The 23,157-nt window shown below is 69.3% G+C and carries 19 protein-coding genes; 11 read left to right on the top strand and 8 right to left on the bottom strand.

The genetic code is table 11. From position 1 onward, the window contains the following. Positions 1-51: 51 nt before the first annotated feature. From SB816_RS09480 to xseA, 5 genes are all read right to left on the bottom strand, one after another. Positions 52-1,458 carry a chloride channel protein gene (locus SB816_RS09480; RefSeq protein WP_054502078.1) on the bottom strand — a complete coding sequence of 469 codons (1,407 nt, stop codon included), beginning with the start codon at positions 1,456-1,458 and terminating at the stop codon, positions 52-54. An 88-nt stretch (positions 1,459-1,546) separates the two neighbouring features. After that, positions 1,547-3,274: a methyl-accepting chemotaxis protein gene (locus SB816_RS09475; RefSeq protein ID WP_054502077.1), complete on the bottom strand. Its 1,728-nt coding sequence runs from the start codon at positions 3,272-3,274 to the stop codon at positions 1,547-1,549. Between the two features lie 287 nt (positions 3,275-3,561). Further along, positions 3,562-4,140 carry a superoxide dismutase [Fe] gene (gene sodB, locus SB816_RS09470; protein ID WP_049073101.1) on the bottom strand — a complete coding sequence of 193 codons (579 nt, stop codon included), beginning with the start codon at positions 4,138-4,140 and terminating at the stop codon, positions 3,562-3,564. A 130-nt stretch (positions 4,141-4,270) separates the two neighbouring features. Next, complete coding sequence (locus tag SB816_RS09465) at positions 4,271-7,480, bottom strand: permease (protein ID WP_410546843.1); 3,210 nt, start codon at positions 7,478-7,480, stop codon at positions 4,271-4,273. A 100-nt stretch (positions 7,481-7,580) separates the two neighbouring features. Beyond that, positions 7,581-8,945 (bottom strand): exodeoxyribonuclease VII large subunit, encoded by a 1,365-nt coding sequence (gene xseA, locus SB816_RS09460; RefSeq protein ID WP_054502075.1) that lies wholly within the window; start codon positions 8,943-8,945, stop codon positions 7,581-7,583. A 352-nt stretch (positions 8,946-9,297) separates the two neighbouring features. On the opposite strand from xseA, the gene SB816_RS09455 reads away from it, so the two are divergent. Genes SB816_RS09455 through lpxK form a run of 3 tightly spaced genes read left to right on the top strand, consistent with a single transcriptional unit; the run spans position 9,298 to position 11,380 of the window. After that, entirely contained in the window at positions 9,298-9,921 is a 624-nt protein-coding gene (locus tag SB816_RS09455; protein WP_064524676.1) for a MotA/TolQ/ExbB proton channel family protein, read from the top strand. Continuing rightward, positions 9,918-10,331 (top strand): ExbD/TolR family protein, encoded by a 414-nt coding sequence (locus SB816_RS09450; protein ID WP_054502073.1) that lies wholly within the window; start codon positions 9,918-9,920, stop codon positions 10,329-10,331. Before SB816_RS09455 ends, SB816_RS09450 begins: the two co-directional genes overlap by 4 nt. Continuing rightward, on the top strand, positions 10,328-11,380 hold the full coding sequence (lpxK, locus tag SB816_RS09445; protein ID WP_410546842.1) for a tetraacyldisaccharide 4'-kinase: 1,053 nt from the start codon (positions 10,328-10,330) through the stop codon (positions 11,378-11,380). The genes SB816_RS09450 and lpxK overlap by 4 nt, the downstream gene beginning before the upstream one ends. On the opposite strand, the gene SB816_RS09440 is transcribed toward lpxK, so the two are convergent. Beyond that, a complete protein-coding gene (locus SB816_RS09440) occupies positions 11,377-13,614 on the bottom strand; it encodes an IgaA/UmoB family intracellular growth attenuator (protein WP_410546841.1) in 2,238 nt (745 codons plus the stop codon). The genes lpxK and SB816_RS09440 overlap by 4 nt on opposite strands. 193 nt (positions 13,615-13,807) lie before the next feature. Between SB816_RS09440 and SB816_RS09435 the strand changes: the two genes are divergently transcribed. The 7 genes from SB816_RS09435 (at position 13,808) to rpsT (ending at position 19,807) form a co-directional block, all read left to right on the top strand. Further along, positions 13,808-13,990, top strand: coding sequence for a Trm112 family protein (locus tag SB816_RS09435; RefSeq protein ID WP_054502070.1), 183 nt, complete (start codon positions 13,808-13,810; stop codon positions 13,988-13,990). A gap of 12 nt (positions 13,991-14,002) precedes the next feature. Further along, positions 14,003-14,767: a 3-deoxy-manno-octulosonate cytidylyltransferase gene (kdsB, locus tag SB816_RS09430; protein ID WP_064524683.1), complete on the top strand. Its 765-nt coding sequence runs from the start codon at positions 14,003-14,005 to the stop codon at positions 14,765-14,767. Positions 14,768-14,859: 92 nt separating this feature from the next. Further along, positions 14,860-15,516, top strand: coding sequence for an adenylate kinase (gene adk / locus SB816_RS09425; protein ID WP_054502068.1), 657 nt, complete (start codon positions 14,860-14,862; stop codon positions 15,514-15,516). A gap of 131 nt (positions 15,517-15,647) precedes the next feature. Next, complete coding sequence (locus SB816_RS09420; protein ID WP_006384004.1) at positions 15,648-16,406, top strand: 3-hydroxyacyl-CoA dehydrogenase; 759 nt, start codon at positions 15,648-15,650, stop codon at positions 16,404-16,406. A 112-nt stretch (positions 16,407-16,518) separates the two neighbouring features. Further along, positions 16,519-18,078: a murein biosynthesis integral membrane protein MurJ gene (gene murJ / locus SB816_RS09415; protein WP_144654866.1), complete on the top strand. Its 1,560-nt coding sequence runs from the start codon at positions 16,519-16,521 to the stop codon at positions 18,076-18,078. A gap of 196 nt (positions 18,079-18,274) precedes the next feature. Beyond that, complete coding sequence (locus SB816_RS09410) at positions 18,275-19,255, top strand: FecR domain-containing protein (RefSeq protein ID WP_064524687.1); 981 nt, start codon at positions 18,275-18,277, stop codon at positions 19,253-19,255. A gap of 288 nt (positions 19,256-19,543) precedes the next feature. Next, entirely contained in the window at positions 19,544-19,807 is a 264-nt protein-coding gene (gene rpsT / locus SB816_RS09405; protein ID WP_006396042.1) for a 30S ribosomal protein S20, read from the top strand. 214 nt (positions 19,808-20,021) lie between these two features. Here the strand turns inward: rpsT and SB816_RS09400 are convergent, their stop codons facing one another. Beyond that, positions 20,022-20,936, bottom strand: a complete 915-nt coding sequence (locus SB816_RS09400) for a LysR family transcriptional regulator (RefSeq protein WP_064524690.1) — start codon at positions 20,934-20,936, stop codon at positions 20,022-20,024. A 121-nt stretch (positions 20,937-21,057) separates the two neighbouring features. Between SB816_RS09400 and lysA the strand changes: the two genes are divergently transcribed. Beyond that, the gene (gene lysA / locus SB816_RS09395) at positions 21,058-22,287 is read left to right on the top strand and encodes a diaminopimelate decarboxylase (RefSeq protein ID WP_372412962.1); all 1,230 of its coding nucleotides are present in this window, start codon (positions 21,058-21,060) and stop codon (positions 22,285-22,287) included. A 48-nt stretch (positions 22,288-22,335) separates the two neighbouring features. On the opposite strand, the gene garL is transcribed toward lysA, so the two are convergent. Then, the gene (garL, locus tag SB816_RS09390; RefSeq protein ID WP_054415874.1) at positions 22,336-23,103 is read right to left on the bottom strand and encodes a 2-dehydro-3-deoxyglucarate aldolase; all 768 of its coding nucleotides are present in this window, start codon (positions 23,101-23,103) and stop codon (positions 22,336-22,338) included. Positions 23,104-23,157: the final 54 nt, after the last annotated feature.

Here is a 23,157-nt window from a genome sequence, read left to right as displayed (position 1 = left end):
ACGGACGGTGTCCAGCTACTGTTCACTCACCGTACACATGCCGGCCTGCCCTCACGGTGTCGGCGCGCTCGCCCGCGCGGCGCGCCCGGCCTCGAGGATGGCCTGGCGGCGAAAGCGTCCGGCGGCCAGATGGTAGAACGGCTGCGGGCAGAACTGGCGCGACACGCCCGAGGCCAGCAGCGAGCCGACCAGCAGCCAGAACAGCATGGGCTGGCTGCCCGTCATTTCCATGACCACCACGCTGGCCGTCAACGGCGCCTGGGTGGCCGCGGCCAGGAACGCGGCCATCGACACCAGGACCAGCACGCGCTGGTCCACGCCCTCGCCCGCCAATTGCCAGATGTGATGGCCGATGCCGGCGCCGGTGGTCAGGGCGGGCGTGAAGATGCCGCCGGGAATGCCGGCCCAGTACGAAGCCACGGTGGCGGCCAGCTTGGCCAGGCCGAAACCGGCGGGCAAGGCGTTCTGCGTCTCGCCCGACAGCAGGTCGGCGGCCGCGCCGTAGCCGGTGCCGTAGACGCTGCCGGCCGTGGCCAGGCCGATCAGCGCCAGCACCACGCCCATGGCGAAGGCGGTCCAGATGGGATGGACGCGGATCCAGGCCCGCCAGGCCGCGGGCGCCATGCCGGCCGCCCCCTTGCCCAGCAGGCGCGCGAAGAGACCGCCCAGCGCGCCGTTGAGCGCGGCGCAGATCAGTACCCACCACAGCATGCCATGCGTAAGGACCGCGCCGCCAAAGGTGCCGAAATAGGGATTGTTGCCCTGCACCGCCACCACCAGGAAACCGGCCGCCAATACGCCGATGAGCACCAGCCGCTGCCAGCGCAGCACGGTGCCGCGACCCAGTTCCTCGATGGCGAAGATGACGCCCGCCAAGGGTGCATTGAAGGCCGCGGCCAGGCCGCCGGCCGCGCCCGCGGCGATCAGCTCGTTGGCATGGAAGCCGCGCAGTTGCAGCCCGCGACGCTTCCAGAAATCGCCCCATGCCAGCATCACCGCGGCGCCGACCTGCACCGACGGCCCTTCGCGGCCGATCGAGGCGCCGGCCAGCATGCCGAAGAACGCCAGCGGAATCTTCCACAGCGCCTGCGCCAGCGACACGAGGCTGCGCTGTCCCGGGCCGGGCGGCAGCGACAGCGCGCCGATCACCTGGGGAATGCCGCTGCCCGCGGCATTGGGCGCGAACCGCAGCGTGGCCCAACGCAGGATGGCCAGTGCGCACGGCAACACCAGCAGCGCCAGCCAGCCGGCATGCCCGACCCATTCGCGGTTCCATTCCAGCGCGAGGTCGGCCAGGTAGGCAAACCCCAGCGACACCAGGGCAACCAGCGCCGCGCCTCCCAGCAACAGGGCCATCTGCAGGCTCTTGCGCGACAGGCGGTTGGTCTGTCGCAACTTGCGGCGCAGCAGGTGGCGGGAACCGGTGGCGATACGGCGCAGCGGAGTGGGCAGGAACATGGGCGGGGCCGGGCGGCAAGGCGTGGCAAAACCAGAAGTGGCTAAACCATACCATTGCCGCCTGACTGCCAGCCCACAGGCGTGCCATTCAGAACGACGACCAGTCGTCCTCGTCCGCGTCGTGCTTGATGAGGGCCGGGCGCGCCACGACCGGTTGCTGGCGCGCCTCCGCCGCCGGATGCGGCGTGGCGCGGCCGGCCTGGATCAGCCGGGCCCGGGGTTCGGCATCCATCGACACGGGACCGGCATCGATCTTGAAGCGTCGCACCTGCTGCGCCAGGCGGCCAGCCTGATCCTGCATGCTGCCGGCCGCGGCCGCGGCCTGTTCCACCAACGCGGCGTTCTGCTGAGTCACGGTGTCCATCTGCGCCACGGCCTGGTTGACCTGGCCGATGCCGGTGGATTGCTCGGCGGAGGCGCTGGCGATCTCGTGGACCAGGATCGCGGCCTGGCGCACGCTGTCGACCACCTCGCGCATGGTGTTACCGGCCTCGTCGGCCTGACGCGTGCCGCCTTCGACGCGATGGACGGATTCGTCGATCAGCGCCTTGATCTCCTTGGCCGCGACCGCGGAGCGTTGCGCCAGGGTGCGGACCTCGCCGGCCACCACCGCGAAGCCACGGCCCTGCTCGCCGGCGCGCGCAGCCTCGACCGCGGCGTTCAGCGCCAGGATGTTGGTCTGGAACGCGATGCCGTCGATCACGCTGGTGATATCGGAGATGCGCCGCGAGCTTTCGGAGATCGCGCTCATGGTCTGCACCACGACGTCGACCACCTCGCCGCCGCGCGCCGCCACGGTCGAGGCCTGGGTGACCAGCTTTTCGGCCTCGCCGGCGTTGCTGGCGTTCTGCTGCACGGTGCTGGTGAGCTGTTCCATCGAGGCCGCGGTCTGCTCCAGCGATGCCGCCTGTTCCTCGGTGCGCTGCGACAGGTCGGCATTGCCCTGCGCGATCTGCGAGGAAGCGGAGGCGATGCTTTCGCAGCCGTCTCGCACATCGCGCACGATGCGCGACAGGTTTTCGTTCATGGCCTTGAGCGCAGCCATCAGGTCCCCCGTCTCGTCGCGCGAGGTGACCTGGATATCCCCGCTCAGGTCGCCATTGGCGACCCGGCGCGCGGCCTCCACCGCCCGCCCCAGCGGCCGGGTGATGCCGCGCGTCACCAGCCAGCCCAGCAGCAGGCCCAGGACCACGCCGGCCAGCGACAGGCCGATCATGATGAGGCGGGTGCCGGAGTACAGGTCGGTGACTTCGCGCACCGCGCGGTCAGCCGCCTGCTCCTTGGCCTGGACCAATTCGATGATCAGCGCCTCGGCCTTGCCGGACGAGGCGGCGGCGCGTTTGGTGATGTTGACGATGGCGGCATCGGTCTGGGCCAGCGGCAGCCCTTGGGCGGCCTCGAAGAACTCGATGGCCTCGCGCTTCCAGAGCTCTTCGGCTTCGACGAATTGCGCCAGCAGGCGCTTGCCGTCCTCGCGGACGAAGCTCTGCGCCGCCTTGGCGCGCAGGCGCTCCAGGTTTGCGACATCGCGGTCGAACTCGGCGCGCAGCGCCTGCCTTTCTTCCTCGGTGGTGGCGCCCAGGAAGCTCTTGCGCGCGCGGCCGGCGGCGATCAGGCTGATGTTGGCTTCCTTGATGTCGGACAGCCCTCGGAATTCGACCTCGGCGATCTGGTCGTTCATGTCGTTGATGCGGGAGAGCCCCCACACCCCGAACGCGCCGATGCAGCCCCCCAGCAACGCTACCAGCAGGAACGCGCCCGACAGTCGCACGCCGATGCGCGCGCCGATATGCAACCCCGAAAAAAACCGCAACATGCTTCCCTTCCCGTCAAACGCCACGGTGTTGTGGCGGGCATGCCGCGATCGTTGGCCCCATGGCTCGGCCGCAGACTGCTTTCAACGATAGCGGGACCTTCGCCTCGCTTTATTCGTAAAGAGAGGGAGATTTATTCTCATTTTCTACAAAATGAATTCGACAAAATACAAAATTTGACCCCGTAATCTAGAATTTCGGTCGGCTCCCGGGGCGCGCCGAAAACAAAAAGGCCCCTCGCGATGCGAGGGGCCTTGGCCCTGCGGTGCGCGCCGGGCGCGCAGCGGAATCAGGCGAAATTCTTGGCGGCGAAGTCCCAGTTCACCAGGGCCCAGAAGTTTTCCAGGTACTTGGGACGGGCATTGCGGTAGTCGATGTAGTACGCGTGTTCCCAGACATCACAGGTCAGCAGCGGCTTGTCGGCCGTGGTCAGCGGGGTGGCGGCGTTGCTGGTGTTGACGATGTCGACGGAACCGTCGGCCTTCTTGACCAGCCAGGTCCAGCCCGAACCGAAGTTGCCGGCGGCCGACTTGTTGAAGGCTTCCTTGAAGGCGTCGAAGCTGCCCCACTTGGCATTGATGGCGTCGGCCAGCTTGCCGCTCGGCGCGCCGCCGGCCTTGGGAGCCAGGCTGTTCCAGTAGAAGGTGTGGTTCCAGATCTGCGCGGCGTTGTTGAAGATGCCACCCGAGGACTTCTTGACGATGTCTTCCAGCGACAGGTTCTCGAACTCGGTGCCCGGGATCAGGTTGTTCAGGTTCGTGACGTAGGTCTGGTGGTGCTTGCCGTAGTGGTACTCCAGCGTCTCTTTCGAGATGTGCGGAGCCAGCGCGTCCAGTTCGTAAGGCAGGGGGGGAAGAGTATGTGCCATGTGTCGGTTCCTTCTGTTGAGTGCACGATCAAGCCGTTCAATTGTATCGGCAACTCTGCGAGGATACCGCGTTAACCCCGCGGCGGCGCGGGGTTAACGGGCATGTGTTTATGCCTTGCGCGCGTAAACGCTACTCTTTCTCATAGCGCAGTTCGCGCCCGCCTTGCGCGGCCACCAGCGCGCCGTCTTCGCGCAACGCCAATGTCATGTGCAACGGTGTGCGACTAGCCGATTCCGGCAGTTCCAGGTCGATGCGCAGCGCCCGCGATGCGATATCGGACTTGCTCACATCCACGCTGTGCCAGCGCGCGCCGGAAGGCAGCGGCACGAACACCGCCAGGGCCTTGAGCTCACCCGGCGCGATCGGCGCGCTGACGCCATCGGCGCCTTCGGACTGCTTCGGCGTGCCGGCGTAATCGGCGCTGGCCGACGACATCGCCACATCGACCTTGACCGGCCGGCCTTCGTAATACACGCGCACCGTGAGCTCGTCGCCCTCGGCGGGCCGCGAGTCCGCGCCGACCTTCGCGATCGCCGAGAACGGCTGGATCGGCGGCGTGTCCAGGCGCACCTGCCTACCTTCCAGGCGCCAGGTGCCGCTGGCCTGGATGTCCACGGCGCCGTAGCTCATCAGGTAATCGAAACGGCCATCGGGCGACAGCAGCAGCTCGCTGCCGACTTCGCGCATGCCGCGCAGGTAGTAATGGCCGGCGACGCGCGCGGCCGCTTTGCCCAGGGCCTTGGCGGCGCCCGGCTTGGCGGGGCAGGCCTGCTTGAGCGGCGCGCCGGCCGCCTGCAGCGCGGCGGCAAAGCCGGGCGCGGCCTGGCACGCCAGCGTCTGGCTGAACGACTGGCCCGAGGGCGCCGCCGCGCCATCAAAGCGCGCGTGGTGCCGCGCCAGCAGCGCCAGCATGTCCGGCTGCCCGCTGGCCAGCGCCGCCCAGGCCGGACTGCGACCCTGCGCATCGGCGGCGTCCGGGCTCGCGCCGGCCGCCAGCAGGGCATCGGCCAGATCGCCGCGGCCCAGCAGGATGGCGGCGACCAGCGGCGTATCGCCGCTCTCGGTCTGGCGCGCGTCCAGATCGGCGCCCACGGCCTTCAAGCGCGTGAGCACATCGATCACCGTGTCGCGGCGCGCGATCGCCAACTGGCGGTCGCGCAACAGCGCCGACAGCAGGCGCTGCGGCAAGGCGCCGTCCTTGCCGACGCACTCGGCGCGCGCGCCGGTGTAGCCCGCCGCCTGCAATTGCGCGAAGTACCCGGGCCGGTCGAGCAGCGCGTATTCGCCCCCCGACGGCAGGCAGGCGTCGGCCAGCGGCTGCTTGGCGCCCTGCTCCACACGTTTGACCAGCGCCAGGTCGCCGGAGGCAAGCGCGGCGTTCAACAAGGCATGAGCGGCCGGCGCGCGCGGCAAGCGCGGATCGTCGAGCCGCGCGCCGGCGGCCAGCAAGCGTTCGAGCATGGCCGCGTCGCCGCCGCCGATGACCCAATACAGGGCGCTGCGGCCGTCCGGGGCCAGGCCGAGCGGATCGGCGCCCTTGGCCAGCAACGCATCGACCATGGCCGCCTGGCCCGAAGTCACCGCCACCAGCAAGGGCGGCACGCCCTTGTTGTCATAGGGATCGTCCGACGCCGCCGCGGCGGCCTGCGGATTGACCGGGACGCCCGCGTCGATCAGATACCTGGCCATCTCGCCGTCGCGGCTCTCCAGCGCCTGGCGAATGGCGCTGGCATCGAGCGTCTTCAGGTCGAGGCCGGCATCGACCAGGTGCCGCAGCATCGCGGCGCCCTGCTTGCCCGGCTGGCGCAGCGCCTGCGCCAATGGCGAGCGCGCGGGGTCGGCCAGCAGCGCCTGCAGCGCGGCCGGCGGCGTGGCCGCCAGCAGGTCGTGCAGCAATGGCGCGTCATCAGCCTCGATGGCGCGCTGCAGGGCGGACTTGCGGTCATAGCCCTCCCGCGTGGTGGTCGGATTGGCGCCGGCCGCCAGCAGCACGCGCACGGCCGCGGCCTGGCGGGCCCGCACCGCGTCCGCCAGGGGCGTGTCGCCATGCGGTTCGGTATCGTCGCCCTCAACCGTCGCGCCCAGCGCCAGCAAGCGCTGCAAAGTGACGACGTCGCCCTTGCCGGCCGCCAGATTCATGATCGGACGCTCGTCCGCTTCCATGCGCACGAAGACCGCCGCGTCGGTGCCGGTCTGCGGTCCGCGCTGATTGAACGGCATGTCGGCGCGCAACAGCGGCACGGCGATGTCGCCGTGTCCGGCCGCCACGGCGGCCTGGGCCGCGTCCAGCCATAGGTCGCGGTCGCCGCTGGCGCCGTAGCCGGTGTCGGGCGCGGTGCGCGGCCCCAGCTCCGCCAGCGCCGTCACCGCGCCCGCGTTGCCGGTGTAGGCCGCCAGCGCCAGCGGACTGGCGCCCTCGCCGTACGCGGGCCGGGTGCCGGTGGCGGCCAGCGCGCGCACGACTTCGGCGCCTTCGGTCAATTCGACCAGCGGCCCCCAGGCCAGGTAGTCCGCGGCCCGGCGCGGTTGCCCCTGCGCGTCCCTGAAGGCCTGGCGCATGGCGTCATCGGCGTGTTCGTCGATATAGGCGAAGGGACGCGCGGCGCCGGCCTTGAGCAGGGCCAGCACCATGCGCGTGGTCTGCTGGCGGTCAACCAGTCGCGGCAGGTAGGTCATGCGCACCGCGAATTCGAAATCGCGGCTGAGCAGGAATTCGAGCGGAGTCTTATTCTCGTCGCCGCGCTGGTCGGGGCGGGCGCCGGCCGCCAGCAGCATGTCCAGGATCTCGGGCGTGCCATACAGCAGCGCCAGTTGCAGCGACGGACGGCGCGATTCGTAGGTGATGTCGTCCAGCGCCGGCCTGGTCGCCAGCAGGGCCGCCAGCATGCGGGTGCGGGCCGGCAGCGCCGCGTGGCAGGCCTGGCGCAGGCGCGCCGCCTCGTCCGTCGGCATGTCCCAATACACGTGCTTGCCGCGCTTGCCCGCCGGCATCAGCAGCGCGTGCAGCAGCGGCACGCCTTCAAGCGCGTAGTCGCCCGGCTGCTTCACCTTGGCCAGCGCGGCGGCGAAGGCCGCCTCGTCGCCGGCGGCAACGGCGTTGAACAAGGCGCGGGTCTCGGCGGTCTCGGCCGCCCGATATTCGCGGTAGGGCGACGCGCAGTCGCAATCGGACGGCGGCTTGGGCTCGGCCCGGGGCGACGGCGCGGCCGGAGGCGGCGGCGCCACCGACAGCGGCGCGGCGGGCGGCGGCGGGTCGTTCTGGAATCCGGCCCGCGCTGGCGTCGTCGCGGCCAGCGTCATGGCGGCCAACAGCGCCGCCAGCATAGCGGCCTGGCGCATGCGGCGCTCAGGCTTGCGTGGTTCGTTCAACCGCATCGTTCCATCCCTGACGGCCGGCCCCGAGGGCCGCGTTGTCCCACTACCGCCTGTTCGCGGCGCTTCAGAGGTCGCGCGTCTCGCGCACCTGCGTGACCTCGACCCGGGCGCCGCCCTGCGCGAAGCTCAGGTCCAGGCCCTGCCCCGCCGCCAGGGTGGCGGCATCGCGCACGATGCGGCCGTCGGCGTCCCGCGCGATAGCATACCCGCGCGCCAGCGTGTTGCCGGGATCGAGCGCGCGCAGTTGCGCGCCGGCCGCGGCCAACTGGTCGCGGCGCCGCGCCAGCAGGCGCGCGTGTGTCTGGCCAAGCTGGCGCGTCACGGCGGCCAGGCGTTCCGCGCCGCGGCGCGTGTCGGGCGCGCGATGCGCCAGACGCTGCGCCAGCAGGTTGACGCGGGCGCCGCGCCGGGCCTGCGGACCGGCCCAGGCCGATGCCAGCCGGTAGCTCAGGCTGTTCAGGCGCTCGCGCTGGTGTTCCAGCCGCTGGGCCGGCGACACCAGTTGCGCGGCGGCGCGGTCGAGACGCTGCGCCGCGCGTTCCAGGCGGCGCTGCTGGCCGCGCACCAAGGTTTCGGCCGCGTACATGACGCGGCCCAGCAGTTCGGAGCGCGGCACGCAGGCCAATTCGGCGGCCGCGGTCGGCGTCGGCGCGCGCACGTCGGCGACGAAGTCGGCGATCGTGAAGTCGGTTTCGTGGCCAACGCCGCTGATGGTGGTGATGGCGCTTGCATCGATCTCGCGCGCCAGGGCTTCGTCGTTGAAGCTCCAGAGGTCCTCGATGCTGCCGCCGCCGCGCACCAGCAGCAGCGTATCGACCTCACCGCGGGCGTTCGCCTGGCGGACCTGCGCCGCCAGCCGGCCGGCCGCGTCGGCGCCTTGCACCGGCGCCGGGTAGATGATGACCGGCACCTGCGGCGCGCGCCGCGCCAGCGCCGACAGCACATCACGCAGCGCGGCGGCATGCAACGAGGTGATCACGCCGATGGCGCGCGGCAACGGCACGGGTTCGCGCTTGCGCGCCGGATCGAACAGGCCTTCCGCGTTCAACTGTTCCTTCAGGCGCAGGAAGGCTTCGTACAGATTGCCCAGGCCGGCGCGGCGCATGGCGTCGACCTGCAGTTGATAGTCGCCACGGGGTTCGTAAAGCGACACTCTGGCCCTGATTTCCACCTGGTCGCCGGCGCGCGGCACGAAGCCGACCGCGCTGGCGCGGCCCCGGAACATGACGGCGCGCACGGCGGCGCGGCTGTCCTTGAGCGTGAAGTACCAATGCCCGGAAGCCGCCTGCGTGAAGTTGGAAATCTCGCCGCGAACCCACAGTGCCGGGACGCTGCGCTCCAACAACTGCCCCACCGCTTGGTTCAGCTGGGCAACTGTCAGGATATCCCGCGCAAATACGTTGTTTGTGACTGCAAGTTCAATTGTCATAAGGCTTTCCGATGCGTACCTGTCCACAGGGCATACGTAGCGGGCCGCCATGATACCGCGTCCGGGCATTTTTGCCGCGGCAGGCCCGAAAGCTAGCAAATTCGACCTAAGAACATGATTTTTATGGAATTTCTGACCATGCACGGTTGCTCGAATTTGAAGCAACCAAGCGCAAGCCCTGTGCCCGCAAGCGTTCCGGCGAAGTTTTGCACAGAATTATCCACAAATTCTGTGGATAGTTTTGCCGTCCGGCCGGCCTTGCCACATCCCGGCCGCGCCGTTACAGTTCCGGCTTGAGCAGATGCCGGCGCGTGGCCCTCCCCGTCCCCCGGCGCACCTGGAGTTGACCGCTTTGCTTTCCATCTTGCGCGAGGCCGGCTGGCCGATCTGGCCCCTGCTGGCGACTTCCGTGCTGGGTCTTGCGCTGATCTTCGAGCGCTTCCTGTCGCTGCGCCGCAGCCAGGTCATGCCGCGCGGCCTGAACGAACAAGTGGCCGAGATGCTGCGCAACCGCCAGGATTCTCCCGAATCACTGAGCCGCCTGGAACGCAATTCGCCGCTCGGCCGCGTGTTGGCCGAGGTCATGCGCCACCGCCATCTGCCGCGCGAGGAATTGCGCAGCGTGGTCGAGGACACCGGCCGCGCCGTGGCCCATGACCTGAGCCGCTACATCCCCGCCATCGGCACCATCGCCGTGGTCGCGCCGCTGATGGGACTGTTCGGCACCGTGGTCGGCATGATCGAAATCTTCGGTTCGTACACGCCTGGCGGCGGCGACCCCGCCCAGTTGGCGCGGGGCATCTCGATCGCGCTTTACAACACCGGCTTCGGCATTCTCATCGCCATCCCCGCCATGATCGCGCACCGCTATCTGCGCGGCCGGGTCGACGGCTACCTGAACGCCATGGAACTGTCGGCCGCGCGGCTGGCGCGCGCGGTGTCGCCCGCCTCCGCCGCGCGCGAGGACCGTCCATGAATTTCCGGGGCTCCCGGGGCGACCGCGACGAGCTGGACATCAACCTGATTCCGCTCATCGACGTCCTGCTGGTCATCCTCATCTTCCTGGCGGCGACCACCTCGTTCGCCCGCTTCACGCAACTGAAGGTCACGCTGCCGCAGGCCTCGGCCGAGCAGGAAACGCCGCCGGCGCTGGAAGTGGCGATCAGCCAGGATGGGCGCTATGCGCTCAATGGCACGCTGATCGACGTCTCCACGCCGCCCGAGATCGCCGACGTGCTGCGCCAGGCCGCCGCCGGCAAGACCGAACCGCTGGTGGTCATCAACGCCGATGCGCAGGCCACCCACCAGTCCGTGATCAACGTCATGGAAGCGGCGCGCCTGGCCGGCATCGGCCGCGTCAACTTCGCCGCCCAGACCGCCCGGTGACTTCGTCCCGCCCCAAGGCCTCGCTGATTGCGCGCCAATGGCAGCACGGCGGCTGGCTCTCCACCCTGCTGCGCCCGCTGTCCGCGCTGACCGCAAGCGTGGTGGCGCGCAAGCGCGCGCGCTACCGCGACGGCCGCGCGACGGCCTACCGGGCGCCGGTGCCCGTGGTGGTGATCGGCAACATCTACGTGGGCGGCACCGGCAAGACGCCCATGGTCATTGCCACCGTCGACGCGCTGCGCGCCCGCGGCTATACGCCCGGCGTGGTCAGCCGCGGCTACGGCGTGAAACTCGGACCGCAGGCACGCGTCGGCCAGGGCGAACTGGAAGCCGCGCAATTCGGCGACGAGCCCGCTTTGATCGCGCGCGCCACCGGCGCGCCCGTGGCGGTGCATCCGCGCCGCGCGCTGGCCGCCCAGGCACTGCTGCGCGCCCATCCCCAGGTGGACGTGATCGTTTCCGACGACGGCCTGCAACACCTGGCATTGGCGCGCGACCTGGAAATCGTCGTGCAGGACCAGCGCGGCGTCGGCAATGGCCGCCTGCTGCCGGCAGGCCCCTTGCGCGAACCGGCCAGCCGGCTGCGCGAGGTGGACGCGGTGATCACCAATATCGGCGTGCCCGGCGGACACGCGGCGGCGCCCTCCGGCCCGGGGCCGCGCCAGGTCGCCATGTGGCTGGAACCCGATGACGCCCGCCAGATCGAAGGCGGCGCGCGCCGCCCGCTGGCCGCCTTCGCCGGCCAGCCGGACGTGGCGGCGGCCGCCGGCATCGGCAACCCGGAGCGTTTCTTCGCCACGCTGCGAACCCAGGGGATCACGCTGGCGGCCACGCTGCCCCTGCCTGACCACCACGACTACGCCACCTCGCCCTTCCAGGCGCTGGCCGCTCGGACCATCCTGGTCACGTCCAAGGACGCCATCAAATGCGCCGCCCTGCATGACGCGCGCCTGTGGGAGGTGCCGGTGCGGGCCGGCTTTTCCGATCCGCGATTGTTCGACTGGCTGGCGCAGACGCTGCGCCAGCGCGCTGTGGGACAGCCTTCCTAGAAAAAGGCCGAACGCGCAGCGACCGGTCGCCGCGCGTATTCCGCCAGCCCACGCTTGCGGGCAGTCGCCGCGCGCAACCGCAGCACCGCCAGCGGCACATGCACCGCCAGCAGCAGCAACGCCAGCGCCAGCCAGATGACCCGCGCAAGCGACGGCCATGGATCGTCCAGCGAAAGCCGCGCATCGACGTCGACGACCGTTGTGCCGGACGCCTCGCGCCCGACCGCGGTGACCACGCCGCCAGCCTGGAATGGCCGGGCTCCATCGGCCGCCAGCATCGCGGTCTGGTGGCTCCACGACTGCAGCAGATCGGGCATTTCGTCGCGCGGCGGCAATTGCGGCATATCGGCGTAGCGGCCGGGCCACACCTGCAGGACGACACCGCCGCGCTGGCGCGCCATCAGGTCGTTGCCGGCGCGCGCCAACGCCTCGCGCAACTGCGGCTCCATGCTGCTCCTGGCCAGGCCGCGCAGCCGGTTGGCGACGTGCGCGATGATGACGCCCTCGTCGGCATTGCCCTGCTGCCTGAAGGCCCCGCCCTGCGCCAGCCGCAACAGTGCCAGCCAACTGTCCGGCTCGTCGCGCGCCAGCATCAGGCCATCGACCGTCTCGGCCTTGAGGCGGTCGCACTCGGCGATGGCCTGCCCCGTGGCGGCCTCGCAGGCCAGTTCGATCGTCAGCACCAGATCGGTCACGCGATTCACGGTCACCGCGGAGACATTGCGGGCGTTGTAAGCGGCCAGCGGATTGCCGGCCACGCTGCCATACACCTGGTTGCGGACCAGCATGTCCATCATCGGATTGGGCCGGGTCTTCAGGAAACCGCCCGAATACAACGCCAGCGCGGCCGGCGTGACCCGCAGTTCGCCAGCCTGGATCGCATCGCCCTGCCAACGGATGCGCTCGCAATCGAAGCGCACCTCGCCCTGACGGTAAGCGTCCGGCTGGAACTGGCAGCGGCCCGCGCCCTTCAGGGCCACCACGTCGCCGGGCGCGGGCGGGTCCTGGGCCAACGCAGTGGCCGAGTCGTAGACCCGCGGCTGGGCGCCACGCGCCCACGCCGACGCCAGCGCGACGTCGCCGCGCAGATCGCCGTCACCGATCAGGCCGAACGCCGCGCCCGCGATCAGCCCCGCAAGCGCCAGTGTCACGTGGCGCCCCCAGGCCACCTGGGGAAACAGGCGCTGCTCTTCATCCACGGAAAACCGGTTGCCCAGGCGCAGCACGGTGTAGTCCTCCACCCGCAGGTCCACGTCGACGCGGCCGTCATCCGGCAGCTCCAGGTTGGCGCGCCAATGATCGGGCAGCGTCACCGGCAGCTTGTCGCCCAGGAACAATTGGGTCGACACCGCCTGCGCGTTGGCCGGATTGGTCAGCACGATCGCGTTCAGTTCGCCTCGCACCCGGTTCACCTTCTGCGCCGCGCCCAACGGGCGCCGGCGCCAGGTCAGCCAGACGGCCAGCAGCGCCGGCGCGGCGGCCGAGGCCAGCCAAGCCAGGCCGCCGCCCGCCGCGGCCACGCCCAGGCAGACAAACGCCGCCAGCCACCACACGGCGGGCCAGAAGGCGACGCCGGCCGGACGGCGCCAGGCGATCTCGGCGGGCGTTTCCTCGCGCTGGCTCAGGATCTCGACCCGCATGGCGTCGGCGAACTCGCGTTCGGCCTGGGCGTCGGGCGCGTTGCCAGCGTCCTGCGCGGCGGGCGCGTCGGCATCGACCACGTCCTGCATCGCCCCCAGCTTGCCGCTGGACCATTGCTGGTTCTGCTTCTGCCGGCGCGCCTCGCGCTCGCGGCCGCCGGCCAGGTCGAACCCGCCGTTCAGCGCCACCACGATGGCGAATTTCTCCGTCAGCACCACTTCGGCCTGGTTGTCCTCGCGCAGATAGTCGCGCGCGTCGTAAGGCAGCACCACGTCGACGCCGCCCAGCGTGTCGTGCAGCGTGGCGGCGCCGTGGCTCGATTCCAGCCCGTGACGCACGAAGGCGCCGCGCAGCGGAAACACGCCGTCATTGAGCAGCGCGACGCTTTGCGTGGGCTTGGCGGGCCGCACCAGGAATGGCTGCACCAGCGCCTGCTCCTCGGCGCCAAGGCGGCGCAACGGCTGGCCTTCCCGCTTGAGCTGGCGCAGTGCGTCCTTGTTGCCGCTGCGGCGCGCCATGTAGGTGATGGCGCTGATGACCGTCCAGGCCAGGATGATGAGCATCAGCCCGATGCGGATGGTGTTGGAATCCATTGTCGTGTTTCCTCTTTCCTCACGTCGCGGCGGATCATAGCCATCATCCGTCCCGAAATTTCTGGCGTGGAGCGTCAAAACATGACAACAATTAACAAAACAAGTAATTCGACCCTCCCGCGACCCTCATTTCCGGCGCGCAAGGCGGCCCGGCGCGGGCTGCGCCCGCCCAAACTGCTTTAGAATCCCGGTCATGGAATCCCGCCTTCTCGACATCCTCGTCTGCCCCCTGTGCAAGGGCCGCCTCGAACACGACCGCACCCGGGCCGAACTGGTCTGCCGCGCCGACCGCCTGGCATTCCCGCTGCGCGACGGCATTCCCGTCATGCTCGAATCGGAAGCGCGCTCGCTGGACGACGCCCCCGTTTCCTCCTGACCCGCTCGTATCGTGAGCTTCATCGCCCTGATCCCGGCGCGGACCGCCTCGACCCGCCTGCCCGACAAACCGCTCGCCGACATCGGCGGCAAGCCGATGGTGGTGCGCACGGCCGAACGCGCGGCGCAATCAGGCGCGTCGCAGGTCTACATCGCCACGGATGACGCGCGCGTCCAGGACGCCGCCCAGGCCCACGGCCTGCGCGCCCTGATGACCCGCGGCGACCATCCCACCGGCACCGACCGCCTGGCCGAGGCCGTGGAACAACTGGGCCTGCCCGACGACGCCATCGTCGTCAACGTGCAGGGCGACGAACCGCTGATCGAACCCGAACTCATCGACGCCGTGGCGGCCCGCCTGGCCGACAGCCCGCAGGCGGACATCGCCACCTGCGCCTGTCCGCTGGCGGACGCCCAGGCGCTGTTCAACCCCAATGTGGTCAAGCTGGTCTGCGCCGTCGACGGCCGCGCGCTGTATTTCTCGCGCGCGCCGATCCCGTGGGCGCGCGACGCGCTGGCCGGCGGCGAGCGCGTGCTGGCCGACGGCCTGCCCGCCTGGCATCACATCGGCCTGTACGCCTACCGCGTGTCGTTCCTGCGCCGCTACCCGACCCTGCCGCAAGGCGCGCTGGAACGGTTCGAGTCGCTGGAACAGTTGCGCGCGATGGAGCACGGCCACGTCATCGTCGTCCATCGGGCGTCGCACCCTCCGGCCGCCGGCGTAGATACGCCGGCCGACCTGGAACGCGTTCGCTTGATCTATAGCAAACGGATATAAGGGTTATTTCGCATGGCGCGGCCCCGCAGAGGCTGCTGCGTTGCGGCATAATCGCTCGGATCACAAAAATTAAACCCCATTCAGGAGCACTCATGCGTCTCATCTTGCTCGGACCTCCCGGCGCCGGCAAAGGCACCCAGGCCGCGTTTCTCACCCAGCATTTCGGCATTCCCCAGATTTCCACGGGCGACATGCTGCGCGCCGCGGTCAAGGCCGGCACGCCCCTGGGCATCGAAGCGAAGAAGGTCATGGATGCCGGCGGCCTGGTCTCGGATGAGATCATCATCGGCCTGGTCCAGGACCGCCTGAAGCAGCCCGACTGCGCCAACGGCTACCTGTTCGACGGTTTCCCGCGCACCATTCCGCAAGCCGACGCGCTCAAGAGCGCCGGCGTCAAGCTGGACTACGTGGTGGAAATCGAAGTCCCCGAAGAAGACATCATCGAACGCATGAGCGGTCGCCGCGTGCACCAGCCCAGCGGCCGCAGCTACCACGTGCGCTTCAACCCGCCCAAGGTCGAAGGCAAGGACGACGTCACCGGCGAAGACCTGATCCAGCGCGACGACGACCGCGAGGAAACGGTGCGCAATCGCCTGAACGTGTACCGCCAGCAGACCCGTCCGCTGGTCGACTACTACTCGTCGTGGGCCCAGCAGAACCCGGCCGAGGCGCCGAAGTACCGCAAGATCTCCGGCGTCGGCGCGGTCGAGGAAATCAAGTCGCGCCTGTTCGACGCCGTCAAGAGCTGATAGGCGCTTCGCAGGCCCAGGCCTTCGGCGCCGGCCGGACGCGACGCGTTCCGCCCCCGGCCCGAAGGCCTTTTCGCATCCGGCGCCTGGCGCGCCGTTTTCATCCCTTGAATTGATCTGGTGGTAGAGACATGGAAATCGCGAACAAGGTATTCATCGTTACCGGCGGCGCATCCGGCCTGGGCGCCGGCACCGTGCGCATGCTGGTGGCCAACGGCGCCAAGGTGGTCATCGCCGACCTGCAGGATGGCCCCGGCGAGGAACTGGCCAAGGAACTGGGCCAGCGCTACGTCCACTGCGACGTGACGCAAGAGGCCGACGGCCAGCGCGCCGTTGCCGCGGCCAAGGAACTGGGCACCCTGTTCGGCCTGGTCAACTGCGCCGGCGTGGCGCCGGCCGCCAAGATCGTGGGCAAGAACGGCGCGCACCCGCTGGATCTGTTCCAGAAGGTCGTGTCGATCAACCTGATCGGCAGCTTCAACATGATGCGACTGGCCGCCGAGGCCATGAGCGGCAACACGCCCGAGCCCACCGGCGAGCGCGGCGTGATGATCAACACGGCCTCGGTCGCCGCGTTCGACGGCCAGATCGGCCAGGCGGCCTACGCCGCCTCCAAGGCCGGCGTGGCCGGCATGACCCTGCCGATCGCCCGCGACCTGGCCAAGACCGGCATCCGCTGCATGACGATCGCTCCCGGCATCTTCGGCACGCCGATGATCTTCGGCATGCCGCAGGAAGTGCAGGACTCGCTGGCCGCCAGCATCCCCTTCCCCGCCCGCCTGGGCCGTCCGGAGGACTACGCCAAGCTGGTGCACGCCATCATCACCAACGACATGCTGAACGGCGAGACGATCCGCCTGGATGGCGCCATCCGGATGCCCCCCAAGTAATCGCCCGACGCCCCCTCCCCGGAGGGGGCGATGCTTTGGGCGCCGGCGAGCCGGCGCCGCTTCCTTGCAATACCCCGGGCAGGCCCGCCCGCTTTCTATCGCAGTCACCCCCATGAGCCTGTTCCGTTCCGCGGCCACCGTCAGCAGCTTCACCCTGCTGTCCCGTATTTCCGGGCTGGTACGCGACATCCTGGTGGCGCGCGCCTTCGGCGCCGGCCCCATCACCGACGCCTTCTGGGTCGCCTTCCGCATTCCCAACCTGTTGCGCCGGCTGTTCGCCGAAGGCGCCTTCGCCCAGGCCTTCGTGCCGATCCTGGGCCATGCCCGCAACAACCGCTCCGAAACCGAGGTCCGCACCCTGCTGGACCGGGTGGCGCTGCTGCTGACCGCGGCCCTGATGGCGATCACGCTGATCGGCATCATCGCCGCGCCCTGGGTGGTGTCGGCCATGGCCAGCGGCCTGCGCGGCGCCGCGCGCGACACCGAATTTGGCGCCGCCGTCTGGATGACGCGGGTGATGTTTCCCTACATCTTCTGCATGTCGCTGATTGCGTTCGCCTCCGGCGTGCTCAACACCTGGCGGCGCTTTGCCGTGCCGGCCTTCACGCCAGTGCTGCTGAACCTGTCCATGATCGCCGCCTGCCTCTGGCTGGCCCCGCGCATGGACGTGCCGGTCTATGCCCTGGCCATCGGCGTGATGATCGGCGGCGTGGCGCAACTGGCGGTGCAATGGGTGGCGCTGGCGCGGCTGGGCCTGACGCCGCGCTTCTCGCTGCGCTTTCGCGAAGCCTGGGCCGACCCCACGGTGCAGCGCATCCTCAAGCAGATGGCGCCGGCCACGCTGGGCGTGTCGGTGGCGCAGATTTCGCTGCTGATCAACACCAACATCGCCACCTGGCTCGCGCCCGGCAGCGTCACCTGGCTGTCGTTCGCCGACCGCCTGATGGAATTCCCGACCGCCCTGCTGGGCGTGGCGCTGGGCACGGTGCTGCTGCCGAGCCTGTCGGCCGCCCACGCCCGCGACGACCATGGCGGCTACAGCGCGCTGCTCGACTGGGGCCTGCGGCTGGTGCTGCTGCTGGGACTGCCGGCGGCGGTGGGCATGGCGCTGCTGTCGGACGGCCTAGTGGCGACGCTCTTCCACTATGGCGCGTTCTCGGCGCAGGATGTGCTGCAGACCCGGCTGGCCGTGATTTCCTATTCGGCCGGGTTGATCGGCCTGCTGGCGGTGAAGATCCTGGCGCCCGGCTTCTATGCCAAGCAGGACATCCGCACGCCCGTGAAAATCGCCATCGGCGTACTGATCCTGACCCAACTGATGAACCTGGCGCTGGTGCCGCTGCTGGCCCACGCCGGCCTGGCGCTCGCCATCGGCCTGGGCGCCTGCCTGAATGCGCTGGCGCTGCTGATCGGCCTGCGCCGCCGGGGCGTCTACCGGCCCGGCGACGGCTGGGGCCGCTTCTGCCTGCGCCTGGTGCCGGCCTTGGCGGCCCTGGCCGCGCTGCTGCTATACGCCGATGGTCGTATTGACTGGATCGGCCTGCAGGCCCATGCCGGCCATCGCGCGCTGTGGCTGACCGGCGTATTGGCGGCCAGCGCGGCGGTCTACTTCGGCATGTTGTTACTGTTTGGGTTCCGTCCCCGAGACTTCGGACGCCGATCCCCCCGTTAATTTCCAGGGTTCGCGCCTCAATCTCAGCAAAAAGCCGGCTACCCGCCGGCTTTTTTTGCATTTGATTCGTCAAGAATTGACAAGCGGCCGGTAATCTTTGGTAAAAAACCTTTATTATTTACAAATTGCCATCAAAAGGATTCCCGCCTGGCCCCCCAGGCGGCAGCTTGAAGTGAAGTACGCCCAAGGACAACCCATGGCGGACCAAGTCATCAATTGGTTGCTGCTGCTACGCTCCGGTAAAGCGACGGCGCAGGACTACAACGATTTCCTGGCGTGGCGCGCGGCCGACCCTCTGCATGAGAATGCCTGGCAACAATTGACGGGCACTCTGGCGGGATCGGGCTTTGGCCGGCTGGGCGACGCCTATCCTGCCGGTTACGCCACGACCGCCTCGCCGCCCTCGCCGCAGGCGGCGCCCGCGCCTGCCGTCACGCCGCCCGTCGTCGTGCCGCCGCGCCGGCGCTTCCTGGCGGGTTCGCTCGCCCTCGCCAGCGCGGGCGCCTGCGCCGCGTACGTGGGCAACGCCTTCTACCCGTTGAGCAACGTCGCGGCCGACGCCGCCACGGCCACCGGCGAACGCCGCCGCTACCTGCTTTCCGACGGCAGCCAACTGCTGCTGGACGCGCGCAGCCGCGTCAACCTGGACTTCACCCCCGCCTACCGCCAGGTGCGGCTGCTGGACGGCGCCGTCACCGTGTCGGTGGCGCCCGACGCGCGGCGGCCCTTCCTGGTGCAGACCGCCGAGGGCACCGTGCGCGCCCTGGGCACCCGCTACATGGTGCGCCAGCAAGCCCAGCGCACGGTGGTCGTGGTGCACGAGCACGAGGTGGTGGTGGAAACCATGGCGGGCGCCCACGGCATCGTGCGGGCCGGCACCGGAGCCCGCTTCGATGTCTCGCGCATCGACACCCCCCGTGCCGAACTGATGGCGGAAGCCGCCTGGGAGGCTGGCTGGATCGACGCCCGCGGTCGCCCGCTGGCCGAGGTCATCGCCGCCCTGCGCCCCTACCGCAGCGGCTCCCTGCGCGTCTCGATGGCCGCTGGCGGCCTGCCCGTTTCCGGCCATTTCCCGCTCGACGACACGGACGCGGCGCTGGCCGCCCTCGAAGACATGATGCCGATCCACGTGCGGCGTTACACACCCTGGTTCGTGTCGATCAACGTCGCGGCCTGACCACGTCCGCTGAAACGGGGCTGTAACGAAAGGCCGCTTCCGTTGTATACTCGGCACGGTGTTTTTATCCAGTAGGCGCAGCAGGGCCACCAGGCGTTGATTCCTTCGATGCCCGCGCGGTCTGAAGCCCAGGTCAAGCTACCCGGGTCCTGCAGTCCGAGGCTTTCCTCGCAGCGCCCCCCGCCCGGTTGACGGGCGCTCCATCGGCAGACACGGCATTTAAAGCTTGCAATCCCTCTGGGACTTGCTAAAATGTTCGACTTTGCCGAATTCAACTTACATAGCAACATGGCCAATACCGCCCAAGCCCGCAAGCGCGCTCGCCAATCCGTTGAGCGCAACAAGCACAATTCCAGCCTGCGCTCGATGCTGCGCACCGCCATCAAGCGCGTTCGCCAATCCATCGCCGCTGGCGATAAGGCTGCGGCTGGCGAAGTGTTCCAGAAGGCGTCGAGCGTGATCGATCGCGTGGCTGACAAGAACATCATCCACAAGAACAAGGCCGCTCGCCACAAGAGCCGCCTGGCTGCCGCCATCAAGGCGCTGGCCTAAGCCATTATGCCGCCCTGCCTTGCAGGGCGTCATGAATACGGCAAATGAAGAAGGATGCCCACGGGCATCCTTTTTTGTTGCCTGTTCCTGTTACCTGTTCCTGTTGCCAGTTGCTCGTTGCGCTATTGCCGGCTGCTGCCACCTGCCCGTTCCCACCTATTGCCGACTGCCGTCTACGGACCCCAGCCGCATGGCCCGATGGCGGCAGCGCCCGTCAGTCCTGCCGGGCCGCGAGGCGGGCGCGGATCTGCTCGGCCTCGTCGCGCAGGGTGGCGGTGAAGGCGTCCACCAGCGGGTTCTTGGGCCGGTGCTCCGGAAACACCAAGTTGACCCGGAACGGGAACGATCGCCGCAATGGCCGGATATGCAGGCCGCGGCCGATGAAATCCAGCGCCGTCAATGGATTGACGATGGCCAGGCCCAGCCCCTGGCGCACGAAGGCGCATACCGAGACCGCCGTCGGCGTCTCGATGATCGCGCGCCGCAGCACGCCTTCGGCCGCGAAGGCCTCGTCGATCTGGATGCGGTAGGGGTCACTGGACGACAGGCTGACGAACGGTTCGCCAGCGAAATCGGCCAGTTCCAGCGCCGGCCGGGCCAACAGGCGATGACCATCGGGCAGCACGCAGACCTCGTCCACCTCCAGCAATAACGCCAGCCGGGTGCCGGCCGGCTCCAGCTCGTGCTCGGTCAGGCCCAGGTCGTAGCGCTGGGCAGTGAGCCATTCCTCCAGGAACGGCGATTCCTGCGCCTCCAGCGCCAGGCTCACGCCCGGGTAGTCCTGGCTGAAGCGCCGGAAGGCCCCCGGCAGCAGCGAATGTGAAAACGCCGGCAACGCGATTACCGCCAGTTGCCCGTCCTGGAAGGCGCGCAGGCGCGCCGCGGTGGACGCCACCCGCTCCAGCCCGGCGTATGACTGCCGCACCTCGTCGTACAGCGCCAGCGCGGGCATGGTGGGCCGCAGGCGGCCGCGCACCCGCTCGAACAGGGCGAAGCCGATGGTCTGCTCCATGCGCGCCAGTTCGCGGCTGACGGTGGGCTGCGAGGTGAACAACAGGTCGGCGGCCTTGGTCACGCTGCCGGCGATCATGAGGGCGCGGAAGACTTCGACGTGACGATGGGTCAGCATGCCCTATCCATATCAGGAATGAATCGATGTGGAAAATCTAAGCATTTTACTGGATGACCTGGCGCAGGCATGATGCTGCCCTGATTCCCTACCCCATCATCGCAACAAGGTTCACCCCGCAATGGCTTTCGATCCGCGCCAACTCACCCGACTCGCCGCCGAGCACGGCACCCCGCTGTGGGTCTACGATGCCGCCGTCATCCGCGAGCGCATCGCCCAACTGCGCCGCTTCGACGTCATCCGCTACGCGCAGAAGGCCTGCTCCAACCTGCACATCCTGCGCCTGATGCGCGCCGAGGGCGTGATGGTGGACGCGGTGTCCCTGGGCGAGATCGAGCGCAGCCTGGCCGCCGGCTTCGAGCCCGCGGGCGAGCCGGCCGGCGTGGTGTTCACGGCCGACCTGATCGACCACGCCACCCTGGCCACCGTCATCAAGCACGGCATCACCGTGAACGCCGGCTCGCTCGACATGCTCGAACGCGTCGGCCAGCACGCGCCGGGCCACCGCGTGTGGCTGCGCATCAACCCGGGCTTCGGCCACGGCCACAGCAACAAGACCAACACCGGCGGCCCGCAAAGCAAGCACGGCATCTGGATCGACGACGTCGCGGCCGCCATCGGCATCGTGCGCCGCTACGGCCTGAAGCTGGTCGGCATCCACATGCACATCGGCTCGGGCGTGGACTATGGCCACCTGTCCAGCGTGTGCGACGCGATGGTCGACGTGGTCGCCTCGCTGGACCACGACATCGAGGCCATCTCGGCCGGCGGCGGTCTGTCGATTCCGTATCGCGAGGGCGAGCCGCGCATCGACTGCGACCACTACTTCGAGCAATGGGACGCGGCCCGCAAGCGCATCGAGCAGCGCCTGGGCCACGCGGTGCGCCTGGAGATCGAACCGGGCCGCTTCCTGGTGGCCGAGGCCGGCGCGCTGGTGGCCGAAGTGCACGCGATCAACCGCCGCCCCGAGCGCGATTTCGCGCTGGTGGACGCCGGCTTCAACGACCTGATGCGCCCGGCCATGTACGGCAGCTACCACCGCATCTCGGTGCACGCGCCGGACGGCGCCACGCCGCCAACGGCCGAGACCCGTGTCGCCGTGGCCGGTCCGCTGTGCGAATCGGGCGACGTGTTCACGCAGGACGCGGGCGGCGTGGTCTCGGACCAGTCGCTGCCGCGGCCGCGCATCGGCGACTTCCTGGTGTTCCACAATGCCGGCGCCTATGGCGCGTCGATGTCCTCGAACTACAACACCCGGCCGCTGGCGGCCGAAGTGCTGCTGGACCGCAATGAGGCGCGCCTGATCCGCCGCCGCCAGACGGTCGCCGACCTGCTGGCGCTGGAGCAGTAAGGCAAGGCGCGGCCGTGGCGAACGCGACGGCCGCGCGATCAGGCAGGATCAGGTGGGGAAGGCCTCGCGCAACGCGAAGGTGGCCTGCTTGAACACGCCCAGGTCGGTGCCGACCGCGACGAAGTGCATGCCCATGTCCAGGTAGCGGCGCGCATCGGCTTGCACCGGCGCCAGGATGCCCACCGCCTTGCCCTGCGCGGTGACGCGCTGGTACAGGTGGCGAATCGCTTCCTGCACTTCCGGGTGGCCCGGGTTGCCCAGATGGCCCAGGGCCGCGGCCAGGTCCGACGGGCCGATGAAGACGCCGTCCACGCCCTCGACCGCGGCGATCGCGTCGACCGCCTCGATGCCCGGCCGGCTCTCGATCTGCAGCAGCACGCAGATGTTGTCGTTGATGGTCTTCAAGTAATCCGGCACGGTGCCGTAGCGGTTGCTGCGCTGCATGCCGGCCACGCCGCGGATGCCCTGCGGCGGATAGCGGGTCGCGGCCACCGCGCGGCGCGCGTCATCCTCGGATTCGATGAAGGGAATCAGCAGGTTGTAGAAGCCGATGTCCAGCAGGCGCTTGATCTCGACCGGATCGTTCCAGGTCGGCCGGCCGATGGCGGCGCTGGCGCTGCCCTGCAGGGCCTGCAACTGCTGCAGGAACATCGGCACGGTGTTGGGCGAATGCTCGCCATCCAGCAGCAGCCAGTCGAAGTCGGCCAGGCCCGCGACTTCCGCGGTGATGTGGCTGGACATGCACATCCAGAAGCCGATCAGGCGCTCGCGCGCCAGGATGCGTTGGCGAAAGCGGTTGGGCAAGGGTGAAGTCATCGCTGCGTGTTTCCCATCGTATTGAACCCCGGGCGCCGCCCGGCGCGCGGGGAG

This window comes from Achromobacter sp. SIMBA_011, assembly GCF_046535435.1.
Classification (GTDB): Bacteria; Pseudomonadota; Gammaproteobacteria; order Burkholderiales; family Burkholderiaceae_B; genus Achromobacter; species Achromobacter dolens.
Note: the sequence above shows the minus strand (reverse complement) of the source record. Positions and strands in the feature narration are given on the sequence as shown.

Bases quoted from the DNA above. Each gene is read 5' to 3' on its own strand.
- SB816_RS09480 (WP_054502078.1), bottom strand. From the start codon at position 1,458: ATGTTCCTGCCCACTCCGCTGCGCCGTATCGCCACCGGTTCCCGCCAC.
- SB816_RS09475 (WP_054502077.1), bottom strand. From the start codon at position 3,274: ATGTTGCGGTTTTTTTCGGGGTTGCATATCGGCGCGCGCATCGGCGTG.
- sodB (WP_049073101.1), bottom strand. From the start codon at position 4,140: ATGGCACATACTCTTCCCCCCCTGCCTTACGAACTGGACGCGCTGGCT.
- SB816_RS09465 (WP_410546843.1), bottom strand. From the start codon at position 7,480: ATGCGCCAGGCCGCTATGCTGGCGGCGCTGTTGGCCGCCATGACGCTG.
- xseA (WP_054502075.1), bottom strand. From the start codon at position 8,945: ATGACAATTGAACTTGCAGTCACAAACAACGTATTTGCGCGGGATATC.
- SB816_RS09450 (WP_054502073.1), top strand. From the start codon at position 9,918: ATGAATTTCCGGGGCTCCCGGGGCGACCGCGACGAGCTGGACATCAAC.
- SB816_RS09440 (WP_410546841.1), bottom strand. From the start codon at position 13,614: ATGGATTCCAACACCATCCGCATCGGGCTGATGCTCATCATCCTGGCC.
- SB816_RS09435 (WP_054502070.1), top strand. From the start codon at position 13,808: ATGGAATCCCGCCTTCTCGACATCCTCGTCTGCCCCCTGTGCAAGGGC.
- adk (WP_054502068.1), top strand. From the start codon at position 14,860: ATGCGTCTCATCTTGCTCGGACCTCCCGGCGCCGGCAAAGGCACCCAG.
- SB816_RS09420 (WP_006384004.1), top strand. From the start codon at position 15,648: ATGGAAATCGCGAACAAGGTATTCATCGTTACCGGCGGCGCATCCGGC.
- murJ (WP_144654866.1), top strand. From the start codon at position 16,519: ATGAGCCTGTTCCGTTCCGCGGCCACCGTCAGCAGCTTCACCCTGCTG.
- SB816_RS09410 (WP_064524687.1), top strand. From the start codon at position 18,275: ATGGCGGACCAAGTCATCAATTGGTTGCTGCTGCTACGCTCCGGTAAA.
- rpsT (WP_006396042.1), top strand. From the start codon at position 19,544: ATGGCCAATACCGCCCAAGCCCGCAAGCGCGCTCGCCAATCCGTTGAG.
- SB816_RS09400 (WP_064524690.1), bottom strand. From the start codon at position 20,936: ATGCTGACCCATCGTCACGTCGAAGTCTTCCGCGCCCTCATGATCGCC.
- lysA (WP_372412962.1), top strand. From the start codon at position 21,058: ATGGCTTTCGATCCGCGCCAACTCACCCGACTCGCCGCCGAGCACGGC.
- garL (WP_054415874.1), bottom strand. From the start codon at position 23,103: ATGACTTCACCCTTGCCCAACCGCTTTCGCCAACGCATCCTGGCGCGC.